This window comes from Pseudomonas sp. KBS0710, from assembly GCF_005938045.2.
Lineage (GTDB): Bacteria > Pseudomonadota > Gammaproteobacteria > Pseudomonadales > Pseudomonadaceae > Aquipseudomonas.
In genome coordinates this window covers 844,081-866,707 of sequence record NZ_VCCF02000001.1, presented here as the reverse complement: position 1 = coordinate 866,707, position 22,627 = coordinate 844,081, and the positions used below count along the sequence as shown (strand labels likewise).

23 protein-coding genes are annotated in these 22,627 nt (G+C 60.5%); 2 read left to right on the top strand and 21 right to left on the bottom strand.

Annotated features, from left to right (window positions below; all coding sequences use genetic code 11):
* Nucleotides 1-60 precede the first annotated feature (60 nt).
* The 16 genes from FFI16_RS04075 to FFI16_RS04000 all read right to left on the bottom strand — a co-directional run bounded on the left by FFI16_RS04075 (nt 61) and on the right by FFI16_RS04000 (nt 13,404).
* Complete coding sequence (locus FFI16_RS04075; protein WP_138814244.1) at nt 61-621, bottom strand: DUF1285 domain-containing protein; 561 nt, start codon at nt 619-621, stop codon at nt 61-63.
* 19 nt (nt 622-640) lie between these two features.
* A complete protein-coding gene (locus FFI16_RS04070) occupies nt 641-1,246 on the bottom strand; it encodes a DUF4823 domain-containing protein (RefSeq protein ID WP_138814243.1) in 606 nt (201 codons plus the stop codon).
* Between the two features lie 124 nt (nt 1,247-1,370).
* On the bottom strand, nt 1,371-2,339 hold the full coding sequence (locus FFI16_RS04065; RefSeq protein ID WP_017138359.1) for a GTP 3',8-cyclase MoaA: 969 nt from the start codon (nt 2,337-2,339) through the stop codon (nt 1,371-1,373).
* Between the two features lie 140 nt (nt 2,340-2,479).
* On the bottom strand, nt 2,480-3,148 hold the full coding sequence (locus FFI16_RS04060) for a TetR/AcrR family transcriptional regulator (RefSeq protein ID WP_138814242.1): 669 nt from the start codon (nt 3,146-3,148) through the stop codon (nt 2,480-2,482).
* A 446-nt stretch (nt 3,149-3,594) separates the two neighbouring features.
* Nucleotides 3,595-4,380 carry a TatD family hydrolase gene (locus tag FFI16_RS04055; protein ID WP_138814241.1) on the bottom strand — a complete coding sequence of 262 codons (786 nt, stop codon included), beginning with the start codon at nt 4,378-4,380 and terminating at the stop codon, nt 3,595-3,597.
* A gap of 63 nt (nt 4,381-4,443) precedes the next feature.
* Complete coding sequence (locus tag FFI16_RS04050; protein WP_138814240.1) at nt 4,444-5,433, bottom strand: DNA polymerase III subunit delta'; 990 nt, start codon at nt 5,431-5,433, stop codon at nt 4,444-4,446.
* Entirely contained in the window at nt 5,426-6,058 is a 633-nt protein-coding gene (gene tmk, locus FFI16_RS04045) for a dTMP kinase (RefSeq protein ID WP_138814239.1), read from the bottom strand. Before tmk ends, FFI16_RS04050 begins: the two co-directional genes overlap by 8 nt.
* A 19-nt stretch (nt 6,059-6,077) precedes the next feature.
* Nucleotides 6,078-7,214, bottom strand: a complete 1,137-nt coding sequence (mltG, locus tag FFI16_RS04040) for an endolytic transglycosylase MltG (protein ID WP_138814238.1) — start codon at nt 7,212-7,214, stop codon at nt 6,078-6,080.
* 1 nt (nt 7,215) lies between these two features.
* Nucleotides 7,216-8,031: an aminodeoxychorismate lyase gene (gene pabC, locus FFI16_RS04035; protein WP_138814237.1), complete on the bottom strand. Its 816-nt coding sequence runs from the start codon at nt 8,029-8,031 to the stop codon at nt 7,216-7,218.
* On the bottom strand, nt 8,031-9,275 hold the full coding sequence (fabF, locus tag FFI16_RS04030; RefSeq protein ID WP_138814236.1) for a beta-ketoacyl-ACP synthase II: 1,245 nt from the start codon (nt 9,273-9,275) through the stop codon (nt 8,031-8,033). The genes pabC and fabF overlap by 1 nt, the downstream gene beginning before the upstream one ends.
* A 128-nt stretch (nt 9,276-9,403) precedes the next feature.
* On the bottom strand, nt 9,404-9,640 hold the full coding sequence (gene acpP / locus FFI16_RS04025; protein ID WP_138814235.1) for an acyl carrier protein: 237 nt from the start codon (nt 9,638-9,640) through the stop codon (nt 9,404-9,406).
* Between the two features lie 192 nt (nt 9,641-9,832).
* Nucleotides 9,833-10,576, bottom strand: a complete 744-nt coding sequence (fabG, locus tag FFI16_RS04020; protein WP_010566560.1) for a 3-oxoacyl-ACP reductase FabG — start codon at nt 10,574-10,576, stop codon at nt 9,833-9,835.
* Between the two features lie 21 nt (nt 10,577-10,597).
* Nucleotides 10,598-11,536: an ACP S-malonyltransferase gene (gene fabD, locus FFI16_RS04015; RefSeq protein WP_138814234.1), complete on the bottom strand. Its 939-nt coding sequence runs from the start codon at nt 11,534-11,536 to the stop codon at nt 10,598-10,600.
* A gap of 126 nt (nt 11,537-11,662) precedes the next feature.
* Nucleotides 11,663-12,673 carry a phosphate acyltransferase PlsX gene (gene plsX, locus FFI16_RS04010; protein ID WP_138814233.1) on the bottom strand — a complete coding sequence of 337 codons (1,011 nt, stop codon included), beginning with the start codon at nt 12,671-12,673 and terminating at the stop codon, nt 11,663-11,665.
* A gap of 4 nt (nt 12,674-12,677) precedes the next feature.
* Nucleotides 12,678-12,860: a 50S ribosomal protein L32 gene (rpmF, locus tag FFI16_RS04005; RefSeq protein ID WP_008152339.1), complete on the bottom strand. Its 183-nt coding sequence runs from the start codon at nt 12,858-12,860 to the stop codon at nt 12,678-12,680.
* 13 nt (nt 12,861-12,873) lie between these two features.
* Nucleotides 12,874-13,404, bottom strand: coding sequence for a YceD family protein (locus FFI16_RS04000; protein ID WP_005790551.1), 531 nt, complete (start codon nt 13,402-13,404; stop codon nt 12,874-12,876).
* Nucleotides 13,405-13,509: 105 nt separating this feature from the next.
* Here FFI16_RS04000 and FFI16_RS03995 point away from each other — a divergent pair, with 105 nt between their 5' ends.
* Nucleotides 13,510-14,088, top strand: a complete 579-nt coding sequence (locus FFI16_RS03995; protein WP_138814232.1) for a nucleoside triphosphate pyrophosphatase — start codon at nt 13,510-13,512, stop codon at nt 14,086-14,088.
* Between the two features lie 135 nt (nt 14,089-14,223).
* Here FFI16_RS03995 and FFI16_RS03990 read toward each other — a convergent pair whose 3' ends face one another.
* From FFI16_RS03990 to rluC, 3 genes are read right to left on the bottom strand one after another with little or no spacing between them, the layout of a single operon-like run.
* Nucleotides 14,224-15,207 carry a S49 family peptidase gene (locus FFI16_RS03990; RefSeq protein WP_138814231.1) on the bottom strand — a complete coding sequence of 328 codons (984 nt, stop codon included), beginning with the start codon at nt 15,205-15,207 and terminating at the stop codon, nt 14,224-14,226.
* 24 nt (nt 15,208-15,231) lie between these two features.
* Nucleotides 15,232-15,891, bottom strand: a complete 660-nt coding sequence (locus tag FFI16_RS03985) for an HAD-IA family hydrolase (RefSeq protein WP_138814230.1) — start codon at nt 15,889-15,891, stop codon at nt 15,232-15,234.
* Nucleotides 15,878-16,837 (bottom strand): 23S rRNA pseudouridine(955/2504/2580) synthase RluC, encoded by a 960-nt coding sequence (rluC, locus tag FFI16_RS03980; RefSeq protein WP_071483181.1) that lies wholly within the window; start codon nt 16,835-16,837, stop codon nt 15,878-15,880. The genes FFI16_RS03985 and rluC overlap by 14 nt, the downstream gene beginning before the upstream one ends.
* 756 nt (nt 16,838-17,593) lie before the next feature.
* Here rluC and rne point away from each other — a divergent pair.
* Nucleotides 17,594-20,803: a ribonuclease E gene (gene rne, locus FFI16_RS03975; protein WP_138814229.1), complete on the top strand. Its 3,210-nt coding sequence runs from the start codon at nt 17,594-17,596 to the stop codon at nt 20,801-20,803.
* A 171-nt stretch (nt 20,804-20,974) separates the two neighbouring features.
* Here the strand turns inward: rne and FFI16_RS03970 are convergent, their stop codons facing one another.
* Entirely contained in the window at nt 20,975-21,562 is a 588-nt protein-coding gene (locus FFI16_RS03970) for an NTP transferase domain-containing protein (RefSeq protein WP_138814228.1), read from the bottom strand.
* The gene (locus tag FFI16_RS03965; RefSeq protein ID WP_138814227.1) at nt 21,562-22,548 is read right to left on the bottom strand and encodes an XdhC family protein; all 987 of its coding nucleotides are present in this window, start codon (nt 22,546-22,548) and stop codon (nt 21,562-21,564) included. Before FFI16_RS03965 ends, FFI16_RS03970 begins: the two co-directional genes overlap by 1 nt.
* Between the last annotated feature and the right edge of the window lie 79 nt (nt 22,549-22,627).

Genomic DNA, 22,627 nt, shown 5'->3' with positions numbered 1-22,627 from the left:
ATAACCGAAAGCGCCCGGTCACAGCAAGCAAAATTATTTCAGGGTGATGAAAATTCCGCCTCAGGGCTCCAGGCCAATGCGGAAAAACTCCCCGCCGCTCCAGACGCCAAGCCAGTTCTGACCGTTGATCGGACGGCTGACCGCCAACTCGACCAATTGGTAAAACACGTTGCGATGCACCAAGGCTTCAAGGTTGGTGCGCACTCGCAGGTAAGGCGCGGGTTCCTGGGTGATCGGGTCGATCACCACCCGCAAAGGGTGTTCAAGGCCCGCTTCAATGTCCTCGTCGACGTTAGTGGTGAAGCGCAGCACCTGGCTTTCGCCCTGCCCTTCGACTTCCAGCGTCACCGCGACAAACGGCGCATCATCGACGCGGATACCGACCTTTTCCACGGGAGTGACCAGGAAATACTCATCGCCATCGCGGCGGATGATATTGGAGAACAACTTGACCATCGGCTTACGCCCGATCGGCGTGCCCTGGTAAAACCAGGTGCCGTCACGCGCGATGCGCATGTCGATGTTGCCGCAGAAATCCGGGTTCCACAGGTGTACCGGCGCCGGCCCCTTGCCCTTGGGCAGTTGGGCCAATAGATCATTGGCCTTGGCGGAATCGGTCATAGGGTTCTCCTCTGGATTTTTATTGATCACCCATTCCCAACAGGCCGCGGGCGTATTGGGCCAGCGGGCGGGCGATCAAGTCTTCTGGCTTGTTGTCGTGGAACGTCAGTAAACCGCCACGACTGCGAATGCGTGCAGTATCAATCAAATACTGGGTGCTGGTCTCGATCAACATGATCTGGATTACGCCGCTGTCCAGGCCGACACGGTCCAACGCTTGCTGATCAGTCCACTCATCGGCATTGCCAATACGGTCATCGGCTGCCGCAAAGCGGCAATACAGCAGGTAGTGAGCGCCCGCCGCACGGGCTTCGGCCATGGCCTGTTCGAGGCCTTCCGGCTTGCGAGCGCGGCGCACCATCGGGAAATATTCGACGAAGCCGTTGAAGGCTTCTTCGGCCACCACGTTGGGTCGCGGATAGGCGCTGCCCGGCGGCAAAAAGGCGCCTTGGGCGATAAACACAAAGGAGTCCGGCTGTATGCGCACCGAGGCGGTACGACGGGTATCACTGTGGTCCAGCAGCCCGGCGTCGCTCATCTGATAGCGGGTGCCTTCGGCCATATCGCTGACGGTCATGCAGCCACTCAGCGCCACTGACGCCAGCAACAAAACCAGACTACGCATCCTAATCCTCCAGAAGCCGGTGACGGAAAACCGGCGAATGGGCACTTAATGCAGAATCCGCGCCATTCAAGAACGATGCATAACCAAATGTGGGAGCCAGCTCCACATGGGACTGGTTGCGGTGTTAGCCGCCGATGATCTTCATGACCGTCGCACCGCCAGAGAAGGCCACTTCCTGCTTGTCACCCAGGGCCTTCATCAACAGACCTTGCAGGGCCGGCAGTGCCTGATGGCGCGGTTGGTCCAGCAGGTCGCCCACATAGTGGCGGTTGCTCGACGACAAACAGCCATGCAACCAACCGGTAGACGACAAGCGCAGGCGCGAGCAAGTGCGGCAGAACGGCACGCTTTCGTTGGCGATCACGCCGAAGAAGCCTTTGCCCGGCACTTCATAGCGCACCGCCGTGGCATCAATCGGCGCGTTGGCTTGCAGGTATTCGTGATGTTCGCCGATCAGGCTGAGCAGTTGCTGCAAACTGACAAACTGCTGCAGGAAGGCATTGGAATCCTTGGCCAGGTGGCCCATGCGCATCAGCTCGATAAAGCGCAGCTCGTAGCCGCGTTCCAGGCAATAGTCGAGCAGCGGCATCACCTGGTCGAGGTTCTGCCCACGCAACGGCACCATATTGACTTTGATCTTGATGCCGGCGGCGCGGGCCTGGTCCATGCCATCGAGCACGGTGGCCAGGTCGCCGCCACGGGCGATGCTGCGGAAAGCGTCGGCATCCAGGGTATCAAGGGACACGTTGATGCGCCGAATACCCGCATCCACCAGCAGCGGCAGCTTGCGCGCCAGCAGTTGGCCGTTCGTGGTCAGGCTGATATCACTGAGGCCCATCCCGCCCACGGCGCCCATGAAGGCTTCCAGCTTGGGGCTGACCAACGGTTCACCGCCGGTAATGCGCAAGCGCTCGATGCCGGCCGCTTCGATCAGATAAGCCACGCCACGTGCCATGGCCTCGGCCGAGAGTTCGTCCTGGGCAGCCACCAGCCGCTTGCCGTTTGGCACGCAGTAGGTACACGCGTAATTGCAGGCTGAGGTCAGGCTGATCCGCAAATTGCGAAATCGCCTGCCTTGACGATCAACGATCATGGATCACTCCGGCAGAGGATGGTTCTGGCGCGCTAAAAGCTGACTGAAAAATCAGCTTTTAGCAAGCGTCCTTGCCTGAGTATATTCCTGGGGTACTGCAAGCGGCAGCAAATCATTGCGCCATCACTGTCGGGAATAGCTTAAACAGCGGGAGCGTCGCTGCTCTTAGGCTCAGCGCCCGACAGCTCAGTGCTGTGCTTGCGCTTGTTGCCCATGCGCACGCCGATGTCCATCAGGAACTGGAAGAAGCCTTCCTGATCTTCCAGCACATTGCTCCAGAACGGCGAGTGGTACAGCGCAACGGCGCCATGGACCAATGCCCACGCGGCGCAGTAATGGAAATACGGCGGTACGTCTTCCAGCTTGCCTTCGCTGATGCGGCCCTTGATCAGCAGGGTGAGGCGCTCGAAGTTCGAGGCGCGGATCTTGTGCAGCTCCTCGACCATTTCCGGCACTTGATGGCCCTTGACCACCTTTTCTTCCAGGCGGTCGAACAGGCGGTAGCGCTGCGGGTCACGCATGCGGAACTCGAAATAGGCGCGTGACAGCGCCTCCTTGTCCTTGTCCACATCAGCCGAATGCAGCAGCTCGTTCAAGTCGCGCTCGTAGTCGAGCATCAGCCGCAGGTAGATCTCGGCTTTGGATTTGAAGTGTTTGTAGATCGTGCCTTTGCCGATACCCACGGCATCCGCAATCATCTCGACGGTGACGCTGTCTTCACCTTGTTCGAGGAATAACTTGAGTGCGGTGTCGAGAATTTCCTGCTCACGGCGGCGAAACTCACGGACCTTACGGGGTTCTTTGTGCATGAGGAAGAGGTCTGCAGAGGTCGGAATTAGGGAGGGTTACGCAGGGCCACGGATACGTGGCGATACGATTTACCCGATGCGAGGGATTATCCCGACTGAACGGTCGTTGGGCAACGCCTATGTGAACCCAGCGTGCGTTTTAGTTTCGGCGCGCCAACGATTGAGGGGTTATCAGTCAGAAATAATACGCAACAACTGCAGCCGTGCATCTGCTCAATGAGAACTCAAGCGAAGCGCGCGTATTCCAAATCTGTTTAAAAAACGACCAATCGCGACTGGACTGAATCGGATACTGATCAATACTTGAACTGTCGACGTGGCATCTCCCCCAAGTGACGCGTCGACCTGGGTACCGACGGACTGTGTGCCCTTGTTTTACTCCTAATGGTCTTAACCCGGATTCACCCCCCAGAACCCGGGTTTTTTTTGCCTGCGATTTGGCCGTCTCAGCCGGCCACGTGGGCCAGCGGGAACAGACGCTTGAAGTTCTCGGTGGTCTGCTCGGCAAAGCGCTCAACGGATTCACCGCGCAGCATCGCCAGGTAATCGGCTACATCACGCACGTATTCCGGCAGGTTCGGCTTGCCGCGATGGGGGATCGGCGCGAGGTAAGGCGAATCGGTTTCCACCAGCAAGCGGTCGGCCGGCACCTGACGCGCCACGTCGCGCAAGGCGTCGGCGTTGCGGAAGGTGACGATACCCGACAGAGAAATGTAAAAGCCCAGGTCCAGCGCAGCCTTGGCCATGTCCCAGTCTTCGGTGAAGCAATGCAGCACGCCGGCCTGGGGCAAGGCGGCTTCACGCAATAGCGTCAGGGTGTCAGCGCGGGCGCCACGGGTGTGGACGATCACCGGTTTGCCGGTCTGCTGGGCGGCTTGCAGGTGCAGGCGGAAGGAGGCTTGCTGCAACTCGGCGGCTTCAGGCTCGTAGTGGTAATCCAGACCGGTTTCGCCAATCGCCACCACGCGTGGGTGGTTGAGCTCAGCCAGCAGCCAGTCCAGGGCCGGCGCTTCACCGGGCTTAAGGTCTAGCGGGTGGATACCGACCGAGCAGTCGACATCGGCATAGCGATCAGCCAAGGCTTTGACGTCGGCGGCGTTGTCAGCGCTCACGCCGATGCACAGGAAGTGCCCTACCCCGCGCTGGCGCGCCGCTTCCAGGGCAGCGTCGAGGGAGCCGCCGTGCTGGGCAAGGTCGAGGCGATCAAGGTGGCAGTGGGAATCTACGAGCATAGGAAAGTACGACTTAATTCATGGGAAGTGTCTGGCCGACGATACACCCGTCGGCCGCGAAAATTAACGTCGGCCGAGCAAGCCAACCCATTGCACCAGCAGTGCTTCGAGCAACAGCACGCGGTTGAGGTTGGCTTTGCCGAGGACTTTCTGGCGTTGGGCCAGGATCCAGTCCTGGATGTTCAGCACCTTGTCCTGGGCACTTTTTTGCGCGAGGTACTGCACCACTTTGCGCATATCCGGCAGGCCCAGGCCGTTTTCGTCCTGGGTCAACTGGTAGCGCAGGATCAGGCTCGACCAGTCACAGAACCAGTCGAACAGCAGCAGCAACGGAATATCCTTCCAGGCGCCTTCGGCCAGTTGCGTGGCGGACTGTTCCTGCTTGAGCAGCTTCTTGACGCCATCGACCACCAGCGCGCGTTGCTCACGCACGCCCTGGGCCTGCAGCTTGACCGCCGCCAAGGGCGAACCGGCAGCCAGGGTCAGCAACTCGACCCGCTCGTCGGCAGAACATTCCGGCAGCGCCTGTGCCAGCCATTGCAGGCTCATGGCCTCGCTCGGCAATGGGCAGGCCTGCTGCACGCAACGGCTGCGGATGGTTGGCAACAGGCGGCTGGACTGATGGCTCACCAGCAACAGCACGGTGTCGCCCGACGGCTCTTCCAGGCTCTTGAGCAAGGCGTTGGCGGCATTGATGTTCATCGCCTCCACTGGCTCGATCAGCACCACCTTGCGCCCGCCCATCTGCGCGGTCTGCACCACGAAGCTGACAAGGTCACGCACCTGGTCGACCTTGATCGCCTTATCGGCCTCTTCAGGTTCGAGCAGGTAGTTGTCGGGGTGGCTGCCGGCCTTGAGCAGCAGGCAGGATTTGCACTCGCCGCAGGCTTCCAGGTTGACCGGTTGCTTGCACAGCAGGCTGGCCATCAGACGCTCGGCCAAGGCGCGCTTGCCGATACCGATGGGGCCGTGCAGCAAATAGGCATGGGCATGCTGGGCGCGCCCGGCCAATTGCTGCCAGAGGCTGTCTTGCCACGGGTAGGCTTCAGCCACGGGCGCGCTCCAGGAGTTGGGGCAGCAGAGCATCGATGGCCTGCTGTACCTGTACCAGAGGCTGGGCTGCGTCCAGCAAGGCGTAACGCGCAGGCTCAGCCTTGGCACGCTGCAGGAACGCGCTACGGACCGCATTGAAGAATGTCGAACCTTCCAGCTCGAAGCGGTCCAGCCGGCCACGGGCACTGGCGCGGGCCATGCCGACTTCAACCGGCAGGTCGAACAGCAGGGTCAGGTCGGGGCGCAAGTTGCCTTGCACGAAAGCTTCCAGGCTGGCGATGCGCTCAAGGGACAAGCCGCGCCCACCGCCCTGGTAAGCATAAGTGGAATCGGTAAAACGGTCGCAAATCACCACCGCGCCCCGTGCCAGTGCCGGGCGAATCACTTCGGCCAAATGCTGGGCGCGGGCAGCAAACACCAATAGCAGCTCAGTGTCCGGGTTCATTTGCTCTTCACCTGGAGCCAGCAACACTTCACGGATGCGCTCGGCCAACGGCGTACCGCCGGGCTCGCGGGTCAGCACCACCTCGATGCCTTCAGCGCGCAGACGCTCGGCCAGGTAATCGCGGTTGGTGCTTTTGCCGGCGCCTTCCGGGCCTTCCAGGGTAATAAACAAGCCAGTCACAGGCAGTCCTTAGTCAGATTCATTGCGGGCTTTGCGGCGCAGCGGCGTCCGGCGCAGGCTCGGCGGGTTTTTCAACCGGCGCGGCATCGGCAGGTGGTGCCGCGTCTTCCGGCGGTTTGACCGCCGGTGCCGGGCTGGAACGGTAATCGGCGCGGCGCTTGAGCTGGAACTCACGCACGGCGGCATTATGCGCATCCAGGTCATCGGAGAAAATATGGCTGCCATCGCCCCGAGCGACGAAGTAAAGGCTGCTGCCGGCCACCGGGTTCAACGCCGCATGGATCGCCTCGCGGCCGACCATGGCGATCGGCGTCGGCGGCAGGCCGGCAATCATGTAAGTGTTATAGGGGTTGGCTTCCTTGAGGTGCGCGCGGGTCAGCTTGCCGGTGTAGCGCTCGCCCAGGCCGTAGATCACCGTGGGGTCGGTCTGCAGCAGCATGCCGATTTTGAGGCGGCGCACGAACACACCGGCGATCTGCCCGCGCTCTTGCGGCACACCGGTTTCCTTTTCTACCAGGGAGGCCATGATCAGCGCCTGGTAAGGGTCGGTGTAGGGTGCATCGGCGGCGCGCTGGCTCCATTCCTGGGCCAGTACTTCGTCCAGGCGGTTGTAGGCTTTTTTCAGGAATTCGACATCGGTCATGCCGCGCACGAAGCGGTAGGTGTCAGGAAAGAATCGCCCTTCGGGAAATACGCCAGGGTGGCCGAGCTTATCCATCACTTCGTTGTCGCTAAGGCCCGACAAGGTCTGCACGATCTTTTCGTGTTTGGCCAGCGCTGAACGCACCTGGCGGAAGTTCCAGCCTTCGACCAATGTCAGGCTGTATTGCACCACTTCACCACGCTGCCACAGGCCGATCAGGCCTTCGGCCGTCAGGCCTGGGGTCATGCGGTATTCACCGCTGTGCAGCGGCTGGCCGTCGAGGTTGAAGCGCCAGTAGAGGCGCAACCAGAAGGCGCCATCCAGCACGCCTTCGGTTTCAAGGCGATTGAAGGTGCCCGTCGGGGTGGCCCCGGCGGGTACATCGAGCAATTGTTCCTGGGTCAGATTCAGGGGCTGCTTCAACGCAGAGTCGAGCTTCCAGGCCGAGAAACCCAGCAGCAAGCCTGCCGAGACCAGGCCGATCTGCAGCAGTAAAACCAGTTTTCGTATCAACTCAAATTTCCAATAGCGCGCGAACAATGCCCTGCAGTTTACGGGTGAGCGGCCCAACCGACCAGCTCATCCCAGCACAACCACGTACGGGCCAAATGCCATAAACGCTGTTGCACACGAAGACTTCGTCGGCCTGTTGCAACTGCGCAAGGCTGATGTCGGCCACGGCCGCCGGGATGCCCAGGGTTTGCGCCTGCGCCAGAATCTCCGCGCGCATCACGCCAGCAACCCCGCAACGATTCAGATCAGCGGTTAGTAACAAGCCATTGCACACCAGGAACAGGTTGCTGAACACGCCTTCGATGACGCGCCCGGACACATCCAGCATCAAGCCCTCGGCATGTTCGGTATCCTGCCATTCGGCGCGGGCAATCACTTGTTCAAGACGATTAAGGTGCTTGAGACCGGCCAGCAACGGCTGCTCGGCCAAGCGAGTAGCGCACGCAAACAGGCGGATGCCATCCGTTGCATGGGCCAGGGGATAAACAGCGGGCGGATTGCCCTGCAAGATACGCCGCACCGGAGCACCAGGATTGATGCCATAGCCGCGCAGGCTGTCGCCACGGGTGAGGATCAATTTGAGTACACCATTGCCCAAGGCCGCGGCATAGGCCAGCACTTCGCTGCGGATCAGCGTGTGGTCCGCAACCAGGGCGAGGCGCCTGCAACCCTCTTCCAGGCGTTGCAGGTGACGCTCGAGCAGCACCGGCTGCCCGTCCTTGACGGCGAGGGTCTCAAACAGGCCATCGCCATACGCCAGGCCGCGATCTTTCAGGGGCACGCTGTCCGCTGGCTGACCGTCGACCCAGCCGTGCATCACTCGGCGAACCGGCGGAACACCAGGGAACCGTTGGTGCCACCGAAACCGAACGAGTTGGAGATCACCACATCGATCGGCATCGGTTGCGCTTCGTGAGGCACGAAGTTGAGGTCGCAGCCCTCGTCCGGCTCATCAAGGTTGATGGTCGGCGGAGCGACCTGATCCTTGATGGCCATGACGCTGAAGATCGCCTCGACCGCGCCCGCCGCACCCAACAGGTGGCCGGTCATGGACTTGGTGGAACTGACCGCCAGCTTGTAGGCGTGCTCGCCGAACACCGACTTGATGGCTTTGGCTTCCGCCAGGTCGCCAGTCGGGGTCGAAGTGCCGTGGGCATTGATGTACTGCACCTGGTTGGGGTTGACCTTCGCGTCGCGCAAGGCGTTGGTGATGCAACGCGCAGCACCGGCACCGTCGGACGGCGGCGAGGTCATGTGGTAGGCGTCACCGCTCATGCCGAAGCCGATCAGCTCGGCGTAGATGGTGGCACCGCGCGCCTTGGCGTGCTCCAGCTCTTCGAGCACCAGCGCACCGGCACCGTCGGACAGTACGAAGCCATCACGGCCCTTGTCCCACGGACGGCTGGCGCGAGTCGGTTCGTCATTGCGCGTCGACAGCGCACGGGACGCGCCGAAGCCACCCATGCCGAGGCCGCAGGCCGCCATTTCGGCGCCGCCGGCGATCATCACGTCGGCTTCGTCATAGGCAATGTTACGCGCCGCCATGCCGATGCAGTGAGTGCCGGTGGTGCACGCCGTGGCGATGGCGTAGTTGGGTCCCTGTGCGCCCAGGTGGATGGACAGGAAACCGGAAATCATATTGATGATCGAGCCCGGCACGAAGAACGGTGAAATTTTACGGGGGCCGGAATCGTGCAGCGTGCGGCTGGTTTTTTCGATATTGGTCAAACCGCCAATACCCGAACCCATGGCCACGCCGATGCGCTCACGGTTGGCGTCGGTGACTTCCAGGCCTGCATTACGCACCGCCTGAAAACCGGCTGCCAGGCCGTATTGAATGAACAGGTCGAGCCTGCGAGATTCGTTGACCGGGAGATATTCCTCGACATTGAAGCCCTTTACCGAGCCGCCAAAACGGGTGGAATAGGCAGAAAGGTCCGTGTGTTCGATCAGACCAATACCACTGTGGCCAGCCAGAATGCCCTGCCAACTGCTCGGCACATCCGTACCCAGTGGCGACAACATCCCCATACCGGTGACTACGACGCGTCTACGCGACACAGCACTCTCCTTTTTCTAATGACGACACTTTGCTTCGCAGCTTACTTTTCATCACCGCTTAAAGAAAAAACCGCACGCCGTTACAGCAGTGCGGTTTTTCCCTGTCAGCAAGCGACGACTACAAACTATTACGCCTGGTGGGCAGTAACGTAGTCGATAGCAGCTTGAACAGTAGTGATTTTTTCAGCTTCTTCGTCCGGGATTTCGGTCTCGAATTCCTCTTCCAGAGCCATCACCAGCTCAACGGTGTCAAGGGAATCGGCACCCAGGTCTTCAACGAAGGAAGCGGAGTTGATCACTTCTTCTTCTTTAACGCCCAGTTGCTCGGCAACGATTTTCTTGACGCGCTCTTCGATGGTGCTCATACCTTGTTTAACTCCTAATGGACAAATTCAGGCAGCTGGCCAGTGGGTAAGTGTATAGAAAGCCTTTTCAGCTTTTCAACTGAAAGCTTCACCCTCGTACCCGACCGGCCACCTGCCTATAAATTAAGTTGCAGCTTTATAACGGATTTTAGACAGCTCGTATGACATTTTTTTGAAGCGATCCGTCACAATTTAACTCATGTACATCCCGCCGTTCACCGGGATTGTAGCCCCAGTCACGTATGCCGCACCGTCGGATGCCAGGAAAGTGACCACATTTGCGATCTCTTGAGCCTGGCCCAGACGGCCCAGCGGAATCTGGGTCAGCAACGCTTCACGCTGTGCTTCCGGCAGTTCGCGAGTCATATCGGTGTCGATAAACCCTGGGGCCACCGAGTTGACCGTAATCGAACGCGAACCGACTTCACGGGCCAATGCACGGCTGAAACCTTCCAGACCGGCCTTGGCGGCTGCATAGTTTACTTGGCCTGCGTTGCCCATGGCACCCACTACGGAGCCAATATTGATAATTCGACCCCAACGCGCCTTGGTCATGCCGCGCAAAACGCCCTTGGACAGGCGAAACAGACTGTTCAAGTTGGTATCGACCACGTCGTACCACTCGTCGTCTTTCATGCGCATCATCAGGTTGTCACGGGTGATACCGGCGTTGTTCACCAGAATAGCCGGTGCGCCGAACTGTGCAGTGATTTGAGCCAGCACCGCAGCAACAGACTCATCGCTGGTCACATTCAGCTCAAGGCCGGTGCCTTGTACGCCGTTTTCCTTCAAGGTCGCAGCAATACGCTCAGCGCCCGAAGCGGAAGTGGCGGTGCCGATCACAACCGCGCCTTGACGGCCCAGTTCCAGGGCGATCGCCTGGCCAATGCCACGGCTTGCGCCAGTAACCAGTGCAACTTTACCTTGCAGACTCATGCAGGCTTCTCCTAAAGGGTTTCAGGCCAGTGCCGCGCGCGCGGCAGCGAAGGCATCCGGGGTATTGAGGTTGGCAGTCGACACGCCATCGGCGCAGCGCTTGTTCAGGCCGGCCAGGACTTTGCCCGGGCCGCACTCGACCAGCTCAGTGGCGCCATTGGCAGCCAGGGTCTGTACCGACTCAACCCAGCGTACCGGCTTGTAAAGCTGCTCCAGCAAATCGCGCTTGAGGGTGTCGAGGTCGGCGGCAACGGCCGCGCTGACGTTCTGCACCAGCGGAATCTGCGGCGCCTGCCAATTGATGGCGGCGATGGACTCGGCAAAACGCTCGGCGGCCGGACGCATCAGCTCGCAGTGCGACGGCACGCTCACCGGCAACGGCAAGGCGCGCTTGGCACCACGGGCCTTACAGCCCTCAATGGCGCGCTCGACAGCCGCCTTGGCGCCCGCGATGACCACCTGGCCAGGGGAGTTGAAGTTCACTGCGCTGACCACTTCGCCCTGGGCCGCTTCGGCACACGCCTCGATCACCACAGCGTCGTCCAGACCGAGGATAGCGGCCATGCCACCCTGCCCGGCTGGAACCGCCTCTTGCATCAACTGGCCACGACGCTCGACCAGCTTGACCGCTTCAGCGAGGGTCAGGCTGCCGGCGGCCACCAAGGCGCTGTACTCGCCAAGGCTGTGACCGGCCACGTAAGCCGGGCGTGCGCCGCCTTCGGCCAGCCACAAGCGCCACAGGGCGATGGAGGCGGTCAGGATCGCCGGCTGGGTTTTATCGGTTTGATTGAGTTGCTCTTCCGGCCCCTGCTGGGTCAGTGCCCACAGGTCGTAACCCAGGGCATCGGAAGCTTCCTTGAAGGTTTCCAGGATCAGCGGATGTTGCGCGCCCAGCTCGGCCAACATGCCGAGGGACTGCGAACCCTGCCCTGGAAAGACGAATGCGAGGGATGTAGACATGTAACAAGCCCCTAATGATCTGGTCGTCAAAAATGCTCGCACCGACGGTGGGCGCGAACGAAACTGACAGATTGGATGGTCAATTGAACTGGCCGGTCACATTTAAGCACTCCCGGACCGATTCGCCTAAGGCAACAGATCCTCAAGACGCCCGTGCAAACGTTGCGGCAGGTTTTCCTGGATCTCGATCAACGCTCGCGCAATCGCACTTTGAAAGCCCTGCACACCGGCCGAGCCGTGGCTTTTTACCACAATGCCCTGCAGCCCCAGAAAACTCGCGCCATTATGCCGTGCCGGCGCCAAGTCTGCCTGCAGACGGCGCATCAACGGCAACGCCAGCGCGCCGACCATGCGTGAGGCAAGGTTGCGCTTGAACAAGGCTTCGATACGCGTGGCGATCATGGTCGCCAGGCCTTCGCTGGACTTGAGCAGGATATTGCCGACAAACCCGTCGCACACCACCACATCTGCCTCACCTCGGTACAAACCGTCACCTTCGACAAAACCGATGTAGTTCAAGCCCCGTGCGCCCTGCAACAAAGCAGCAGCCAGCTTGACCTGCTGGTTGCCCTTGATGTCCTCGGTACCGATATTGAGCAACGCCACGCGTGGCCGGGCCACACCCAACGCTTCAGCGGCCACCGAGCCCATCACGGCGAACTGCAGCAGGTGCTCGGCACTGCAATCGACGTTTGCACCCAGGTCCAGCAGCTGGCAATAACCTTTCTGCGTCGGAATCGCCGCCACCATCGCCGGCCGATCAATCCCCGGCAACGTCTTGAGCACATGACGCGACAACGCCATCAACGCCCCGGTATTGCCAGCACTGACACAGGCTTGCACCTTGCCATCACGCAACAGTTCAAGGGCCACTCGCATTGAAGAGTCGGGCTTGCCACGCAAGGCCGTCGCAGGCTTTTCATCCATGCCGATGGTTTCGCTGGCCGCAGTAATTGTCAGGCGCGCGCGATCCACCGCCGGATGGCTGGCAATCAATTCTTCAAGTAAGGAGGGTTGACCGACGAGGGTCAGGTGCAGCGAGGGCGTAGCAGACAGGCTGGCAATGCAAGCCTGAACAATGCTGCGGGGACCGAAGTCCCCGCCCATTGCGTCAATCGCGATGACTTGAGCAGACAAGTGATTACTCGTCAGCGCCCTTGTCGATCACTTTACGGCCACGGTATACGCCTTCTGGCGATACGTGGTGACGCAGGTGAATTTCACCGGTGGTTTTTTCTACAGACAGAGTGCTTGCCGTCAGGGCGTCGTGCGAACGACGCATGTCACGGGCAGAGCGGGATTTTTTGTTCTGCTGAACAGCCATAATTGATTAACTCCTAAACGTTTGGGTCACGCTTTAACTGCGCCAATACACTGAACGGGTTGGACCGCGTTACCTCGTCCTCGCTCGGCTCGGCCTCGTCATCGAGACCCTCCGGCTGCTGGCATTCTTCCGGATGATGAGCAGGCACAATGGGCAAGGCGAGCAAAAGCTCCTCCTCGATCAGTGCATGCAGATCCAATGGATCTTCGCCCAGTTCCAGCACGTCATAACCTTTCGGCAACGACTGGGTATTCGCACCCTCTTTCACCACAGCATAACTGCATTCGCTGTGGATCGGCAGGGTGACCAGCTCAAGACAACGCTGGCAAACCATTTTGACTTCGGTGTCGATAAAGCTGTGAATTACCACAGATTTACGTTCATCTCGTTCAAAAACGAATTTAGCCTGCACCGTACCGACAGTGTCGGAAAGCGGGTCGCAGAGTCTCTCCAAATCGGCCAGCAGCACTTCACCTTGAAGGGTGGTGCCACGATCAGCCAATTTGCGCGGGTCAACGTGAGGTGGAATCGGGTCATTCAACATAGGCGCAGCATTATAGGGATGCACCCAGCCATGTCAAAGGAAATTCAGCCCTGTGCGTCAGCCGGTCACGTCGCTAGAATCTGCGACCGCCTTGAGGAGACGCCCATGCTGCCTTTATTACTCGCATCCAGCTCGGTTTACCGCCGGCAATTGCTGAGCCGCCTGCACCTGCCGTTCACTTGCAGCTCGCCGGATATCGACGAAAGCCATCGTGCAAATGAATCCGCCATCGACCTGGTAAAGCGCCTGGCCGAAGAAAAAGCCCGCGCCCTCGCCGCCAGGCATCCAGGGCATTTGATTATCGGCTCCGATCAGGTTGCCGCACTCGATGGCCGCATTATCGGCAAACCTCACACCTTTGAAAACGCCCGCGAGCAATTGCTGGCGGCCAGCGGCAAACGCGTGAGCTTTTTGACCGGCCTGGCGCTGCTCAACAGTGAGACGGGCCACTGCCAGGTAGATTGCGTGCCGTTTACCGTACAGATGCGCGAACTGGATGCAGAGCGCATCGAGCGTTATTTGCGTGTGGAACAGCCCTATGACTGCGCAGGCAGCTTCAAGGCTGAAGGGTTGGGTGTGAGCCTGTTTCAGAGTACCGAAGGGCCGGATGCGACCAGCCTGATCGGCCTGCCGCTGATTCGACTGGTGGACATGTTGCTGGCGCAAGGCGTGCAAATCCCCTAGGCCCTACCCCAAAACCAAATGTGGGAGCGGGCTTGCTCGCGAAAGCGGAGTGTCAGCCAACGTATCTGTCACTGACCCACCGTATTCGCGAGCAAGCCCGCTCCCACATTTTTGAACTACGACGAAGCTGAGGTTTCAGCGCAGCGTCGGGCCCTGGAAGCCCATGTAGTAGGCCAGCTTCTCCGCCACACTGGCACCCAGCTTCTTGGAGAAGCGATCAAACGGCGATTCCTGAACAGTGAAGTCCACCAGTTCCTTCTCGCCAATCACATCGCGCGCCACCGAACTGGCACTGCCCAGGCCATCGATCAAGCCCAATGGCAATGCCTGCTCACCGGACCACACCAGGCCGGAGAACAGCTCAGGATGGTCTTTATCTTTCAGACGATCACCGCGCCCCTGCTTCACACTGGCAATGAACTGACGATGGGTGGTGTCGAGCACGCCCTGCCAGAACTGGGTTTCATCGGCCTTTTGTGGCTGGAACGGGTCCAGGAACGACTTGTGCTCACCCGACGTGTAGGTACGACGTTCCACACCCAGCTTCTCCATCGTGCCAACAAAGCCGTAACCGGCCGCTGTCACACCAATTGAACCGACGAGGCTGGCTTTGTCAGCGTAGATCTGGTCAGCGGCGCTGGCGATGTAATAGGCACCCGAGGCGCCCAGGTCGGAAATCACTGCGTACAGCTTGATGTCCGGGTGCAGCCCGCGCAGGCGGCGAATCTCGTCATACACGTAGCCTGACTGCACAGGGCTGCCGCCTGGGCTGTTGATGCGCAGGATCACGCCCTTGACCTTGGGGTCTTCGAAGGCTGCACGCAGGCCACCGACGATATTATCGGCGCTGGCGGACTCCTTGTCGGCAATCACCCCGTTCACGTCGATAAAAGCGGTGTAGTTGTTGCTACGGGTGGCGCTTTTTTCCATATCCATCAGCGGGCTGAACAACGCCAGCATGGCGATAAGCCAGATAAACGTCAGCAGCTTGAAGAAAATGCCCCAACGCCGCGCACGGCGCTGTTCCTGGACACTGGCCAGCAGGGTCTTCTCCAACAGCTTCCAGCTTTTATCTTCACCGCTTTCGGCCTTTTCGGGCGCTTTCCACTCGTCACTCATGCCATTAACCCCAGCAAAGACTTATCAGGCCCGACCTAGCCAGGCCTGCAGTTCAGAAAAATGATCAATCGTCAGCCTGGGCTCGTATGGCTGCAAGGCTTCGGCTGCCTGGGCACCATAGCTGACCGCCACGCTGTCCATGCCGGCGTTGCGCGCCATCATCAGGTCGAAGGAAGCATCACCCACCATCAACGCCTGACGCGGCGCTACGCCGCAATGCGCCAGGATCTGCTCCAACATCAGAGGGTGAGGTTTGCTGGCGGTTTCATCCGCCGCACGAGTGATGTCGAAATAATCTTCAAAGCCGTGAGCCTTGAGCACTCGATCCAGCCCGCGACGAGCCTTGCCAGTGGCCACTGCCAAGTGATAACCCTCGGCGCGAAAGGCTTCCAGGGCTTGCCTTACACCGTCAAACAGCGGCGAAGGCGTGGCCTCCAGCGCTATGTAGTGATCGGCGTAATGGTCACGGAAGGTCACCAGCTGCGCATCGCTGATCTGCGGGTACAGGGTACGGATCGCCTCAGGCAGCCCCAGGCCGATAATGCCTTTTACCGCCAGATCCGTGCACAACTCAAAACCCGAACGGGTCGAGGCCGCGTGCATTGAGTCGACGATACGCCCAATGGAATTGCACAGCGTGCCGTCCCAATCAAAAATCAGCAGCTTGTAGTCAGGGTGCGACACTCAAACGCTCCACGGTCTTGGCCCACATCTCATCGACCGGCGCCTGCAACTTCAGCTCGCCGCCGTCGGGCAGCGGCACGGTGAGCATGTAGGCGTGCAGGAACAGGCGCTTACCGCCCAGGTCGCGAATTTCCTTGGAGAAATCCTCATCGCCGTACTTGGTATCACCAGCGATGCAGTGGCCCGCATGCAGGGTGTGCACGCGAATCTGGTGGGTACGCCCGGTCACAGGCTTGGCCTCGACCATTGTGGCAAAGTCGCCAAAGCGGCGCAGTACCTTGAACAGGGTCAGGGCTTCTTTGCCCTCCTCGTCCACCTCGACCATGCGCTCGCCGGAGCGCAGGTTGCTCTTCTGCAACGGCGCACGCACGCTCTTGATCGAGCTGGCCCAGTTGCCCCGCACCAGTGCCATGTAGCGTTTGTCCACGCCATCGCCACGCAGGGCGGTGTGCAGGTGACGCAACATGCTGCGTTTCTTGGCGATCATCAACAGGCCGGACGTGTCGCGGTCCAGGCGATGGACCAACTCCAGCTCCTTGGCATCCGGGCGCAACTGACGGAAGGCTTCGATCACGCCGAACGTCAAGCCACTGCCACCATGCACCGCGATACCGCAGGGCTTGTTGATCACGATGAGTTTGTTGTCTTCGAACACAATCGAGGCTTCAAGGCGCTGCAACAGGCCCTGGGCCAATGGCACCGGCTCGTCGCGCTCAGGCACGCGCACCGGCGGCACACGGACGATATCGCCCGCCTGCAGCTTGTACTCGGGCTTGATCCGGCCCTTGTTCACGCGCACTTCGCCTTTACGCAAGATGCGGTAAATCAAGGTCTTGGGCACGCCTTTGAGCCTGGCCAGGAGAAAATTGTCGATGCGTTGGCCGGCATATTCCGGCGAGACCTCGAGCAGCTGGACGCTGGGGGTCTGGGGGGCGGTAGTCGTCATGGCGGCGATGATAACAATTTTTTATGGAATTGAAGCACTTAATCATTGCTGCTATAGTCGCGAACGCCGCCAAAAGCGGCCTGGACAGAGGACTTGCGGCAAACTGCCGGCCCTGACCATCGCAATTCATCAGGACGCGAGGCCGTCCTACGGGGCTTTCGCCACCTTGGAAGGCTCAGGATTGTAACAAGCGCAGGTGACATGAGGCCTGAAGCGAGTGCAGAAAGCAGAGTGAATACTCGCGTTCTGCGCCGATATTTACGGCCAGTTCACAAAGTGCAGTCAGTCTTGAGCCAGACCATGGCGAATGCTTCGGAAACAACGCCTGTTAAGAGCTGAGTGAGAGCGCAGTCGCCCACACCTAGTCTTGTTTAGCCATGAGCGTGGACTCCCCATTGGAGTACACGGTAAATGCCAACCCGCTGCGGATTCTGCGCGCGGCAGCACCCGAATTATCAGGGATACGTGTAGGGTGGAGATGCACAACCGTCGGACCGTGTAGCATTAGGCTTATAAGACGCTTCATCTCGTCCACAGTCGCCGGTTGATTCCTCCTCCTGACCTTAGCTTTTGTTGAAGTGGTGCCTTTGTCACCACCGCTAACAAGCAGGACGCGTCCGTCGCGATACCGGCCCAATTGGCTCGTTATTGCTGGACACTGGAGTGGCCAACCACTCTTGACGCACCTGACACCGACCGTGAGAAGTCGTGTGTGCCGAACGCCGTTTCCGGCAGCCCGGAAACCGACGGTACAACATGAAAAGAATGCTGATTAACGCAACTCAACCCGAAGAGTTGCGTGTTGCACTGGTAGATGGCCAACGCCTCTATGACCTGGACATCGAATCCGGTGCGCGCGAGCAAAAGAAGGCCAACATCTATAAAGGCCGTATTACTCGCATCGAACCAAGCCTTGAGGCTGCCTTTGTCGATTTCGGCTCCGAGCGCCACGGCTTCCTGCCCCTCAAAGAAATCTCCCGCGAATACTTCAAGAAAGCCCCCGAAGGCCGCGTGAACATCAAGGACGTCCTGAGCGAAGGCCAGGAAGTCATCGTTCAGGTCGAAAAAGAAGAACGTGGCAACAAGGGCGCAGCCCTGACCACCTTCATCTCCCTGGCCGGCCGTTACCTGGTGCTGATGCCGAACAACCCTCGTGCCGGCGGCATTTCCCGTCGCATCGAAGGCGAAGAACGCAACGAACTGCGTGAAGCGCTGAACGGCCTGATTGCTCCGGCCGACATGGGCCTGATCGTGCGCACTGCAGGCCTGGGCCGCAGCAGCGAAGAAATGCAGTGGGACCTCGACTACCTGCTGCAACTGTGGACCGCTATCAAAGAAGCGTCCCTGGATCGTTCCGCGCCATTCCTGATCTACCAGGAAAGCAACGTGATCATCCGCGCCATTCGCGATTACCTGCGCCAGGACATCGGAGAAGTACTGATCGACAGCGTTGAAGCCCAGGACGAAGCCCTGACCTTCATCCGCCAGGTGATGCCGCAGTACGCCAGCAAGATCAAGCTGTACGAAGACAGCGTTCCGCTGTTCAACCGTTTCCAGATCGAAAGCCAGATCGAGACCGCCTTCCAGCGCGTGGTCGAACTGCCTTCCGGCGGCTCCATCGTAATCGACCCGACCGAAGCCCTGGTGTCCATCGACATCAACTCGGCGCGTGCCACCAAAGGCAGCGACATCGAAGAAACCGCCCTGCAGACCAACCTGGAAGCGGCTGAAGAAATCGCCCGCCAGCTGCGCCTGCGTGACATCGGCGGCCTGATCGTGATCGACTTCATCGACATGACCCCGGCCAAGAACCAGCGCGCCGTGGAAGAAAAAGTCCGCGAATGCCTGGAAGCTGACCGTGCCCGCGTACAGGTCGGCCGTATCTCGCGCTTCGGCCTGCTGGAAATGTCCCGTCAGCGCCTGCGTCCATCCCTGGGCGAGAGCAGCGGCATCGTCTGCCCGCGTTGCAACGGCACCGGCATCATCCGTGACGTTGAATCGCTGTCGCTGGCGATCCTGCGCCTGATTGAAGAAGAAGCCCTGAAAGACCGCACCGCCGAAGTCCGCGCGCAAGTGCCGATCCCGGTGGCAGCGTTCCTGCTTAACGAAAAACGCAATTCGATCACCAAGATCGAACTGCGCACCCGTGCCCGTATCGTCATCCTGCCGAACGATCACCTCGAGACGCCGCATTTCGAAGTGCAACGCCTGCGTGATGACAGCCCGGAAGCCCACAGCGGCCAATCCAGCTACGAAATCGCTGCTGCCGCTGCCGAAGTGGAAGAAGTCCAGCCAGCCGCTGCGACCCGTACTCTGGTTCGCCAGGAAGCCGCCGTGAAGACGGCACCGGCGCGTGCCAACGCACCGGTCCCGGCTGAAGTGGCTGCACCGGTTGCCGCACCGGCCGCCATGCCTGAGCCAAGCCTGTTCAAAGGCCTGGTGAAGTCGCTGGTCAGCCTGTTCGCCAGCAAAGAAGAACCTGCTGCGCCGGTTGTGGTTGAAAAACCAGCCACCGAGCGTCCGGCCCGTAACGAAGAGCGTCGCAACGGTCGTCAGCAGAGCCGTAACCGCAACGGTCGCCGTGACGAAGAACGCAAGCCGCGCGAAGAACGTGCTCCACGTGAAGAACGCGCACCGCGTGAAGAGCGCGCACCTCGCGAAGCCCGTGAAGAAACCCCAACCGTAGCCCGTGAAGAACGTGCACCGCGCGAAGAGCGCGCACCGCGTACTCCGCGCGCTCCGCGTGAAGACCGCAAGCCACGTGGCGAGCGCGAAGAACGTGTGCGTGAACTGCGCGAGCCGCTGGACGCTGCACCGGCAGTAGCCGCCGTGGCTGCCGAAGCCGTCAGCGAAGAACGCCCGGCTCGCCAGCCGCGTGAAGAACGCGCCCCACGTGAAGAGCGCCAACCGCGCCCGCCGCGCGAAGAGCGTCAACCACGTGCCGAGCAAGCCGCTGCTGCCAGCGAAGAAGAAGTGCTGACCGGTGAAGAGCAACTGCAGGAAGACGGTCAGGACAACGCCGAAGGCGATCGTCCACGCCGCCGCTCCCGTGGCCAGCGTCGTCGCAGCAACCGTCGTGAGCGTCAGCGTGATGCCAACGGCAATGTGATCGAAGGCTCGGAAGAGACCGGCGAGAACGGCGAAGCGGCAACCGCAGAACCAACCGGCGCCGAACTGGCTGCCGGCCTGGCGGTGACCGCCGCAGTTGCCAGCAGCGTGATCAGCGCACCGGCTGAAGCCCAGGCGCATGAGCAAGCCGAACGCGCTACCGCTGCTGTTGAAGAAACCGCGGCTGTAGAAGCACCGGTTGCCCCGACACCAGAGGTTGAAGCGCCGGTTGTTGAAACGCCAGTCGTCGAAGCGACTACCCCGATCGAAGCCCCAGTGGTTCCGGAAGTGGAAGTTGCCTCGCCAGTGCGCGACGTTCAGCCAGAAGTCGAAGTGGCTGCTGTCGAGCCTGCACCGGTTGCCGAGCCTCAGCCGGTGGTTGAAGCCGTCGTTGAAGCGCCGGTTGTCGAAGAAGCTGCCCCGGTAGTGCGTGAAGTTCGCGAAGAACAGACCGCCTTCCAGTGGACTGCCGAGCCAGCTGCACCGGTTGAAGCGCCAGCACCTGCCCCCGTGGTAGAAGAAGCGCCTGCACCGGCTGCCGAAGTGGTTGCCGAACCAGCCCCAGTGGTTGAGCCTGCACCCGTGGTTGAAGCGCCCGTAGCTGTTGAAGCACCGGTGGTTGCCGAAGTCGCAGCACCCGTGGTTGAAGCCGCCCCTGCCAGCGCCCTGACCGAAAACGGTCGTGCGCCGAACGACCCACGTGAAGTGCGTCGTCGTCGCAAGGAAGCCGAAGCCGCCGCTGCTGCAGCCGCTGCCGCACTGGCTGCCGAAGCAGTCGAGGCACCAGCCCCGGTTGTTGAAGCCGTGGTTGAGCACAAGGCCCTGGAAGAAGAGCACGAGCCTAAACCCCTCGCCTGATTCCATCCGCCACTAAAAAGCCCCGCCTGAGTGATCAGGCGGGGCTTTTTTATGCGGTTTGGAAGCAGCAGGAGATCGAATGTGGGAGCGGGCTTGCTCGCGAATGCAGAGTGTCAGCCAATAAATCTGGTGGCTGATGCATCACTTTCGCGAGCAAGCCCGCTCCCACATTTAGTCCGCGCCGAAACTCAATGCTTGCGGCAGGTCCACATCCCACAGCACACCGGGATCCTCCACTCTCACTTCCCGCACCACCGCCTGGGCAAATAACGGCTTTGCACCACGATCACCGCTCAATGCCATCAGTCGCGGCCCCAGCGCCCGGCCAAAAGCCACCGGATGCCCGTATTTACCCGCCTGCACCGGCACACTGATGCCATCGTCCTGCACCGCCTCAATCACTCGCTCAATGGTCGACGACTGAAGAAACGGCATATCCCCCAACACCACCAACCAGCCATCGGCTTCACCACTGGCTGCGACGGCTGCCGCGATGCTGTCGCCCATCCCTGGCGAGTCCAGCAGCAAGACTTCACAGCCATACGCCTTGGCCAACCGAATAACGGCCAGGCGGTCCGGCGAGGTGACGAGCCAGCGCTTGACGATGCACTCGGGCAAGCTCACCAATACCTGTTCGATCACGGGGCGTGTCACACCATCGATGCCTGCGCAATCGGCCAGCAACTTGTCTTGATCAGCGCCGGCCTCAGCGCGAAAACGACTGCCCTGCCCGGCTGCCAGCACAATCGCCGTGACCATTACTCAGCCACCACAGGCATTGGTTTCTTCTGCATTGGCGCAACACCATTCTTGATCGCGACAATTTCCGCCATCAGTGACAGGGCAATTTCCGCCGGTGTATGGCTACCAATATGCAACCCGATCGGCCCATGCAGACGTGCAATCGCCTCAGCCGACAACCCCAGCGCCGCCAGGGTTTCCCGGCGTTTCTGCGTATTGACCCGCGAACCGAGGGCGCCAATGTAGAACGCCGATGAGTCGAGCGCCGTCAGCAGTGCCATATCGTCCAATCGAGGATCGTGCGTCAGGCAGACGATAGCCGTGCGTTCATCCGTCTGGATATTCAGTACCGCCTCATCCGGCATGCCGGGCACAAAGCGGCCATGTTGTTCTTCCCAGCCGTAGACGAATTCTTCGCGCGGGTCACAGATCAGCACTTCAAAATCCAGCAAGCGCGCCATTTCAGCCACGTAGCGTGACAGCTGCCCCGCACCGATCAGCAGCAACCGCCAACGCGGGCCGTAGATAGCCCGCAGGCGCTCACCATCAAAGGTCACGACATCGGTCTTGGCCGCACCGCTCAAGGTGACCGTTCCACTGCTCAGGTCCAGCTCACGCGCGACAACCTGATGGTCTTCACAGCGCGCCAGCAGCTGTGAGACCCAGCCAAAGTCATCCACGCGTTCCTCAGTCAGGCGCAACGTGCCGCCGCAGGGCAAGCCGAAACGCGCCGCCTCATCGCGGGTGACGCCGTAGGTGACCAACTGCACCGGCGGGCCATCCTCCGGCAAGCGGCCATCCTGCAAGCGCGCGATCAGGTCATCTTCGATGCAACCGCCCGACACCGAGCCGATCACCACGCCATCGCCACGCAAGGCCAGCATCGCCCCCGGCGGGCGCGGCGCGCTGCCCCAGGTCTGGACCACGCTGTACAACACTACTCGGTGCCCGGCACGGCGCCATTCGAGCACGCTGCGCAGGACATTCAGATCCACACTGTCCATCAGGTCTCCTACAGCGGATGAAGTATTTACTTACTGTAAAGCAAGCAAAACCCAAAGCGCCACGTCAGAAACGCAAACG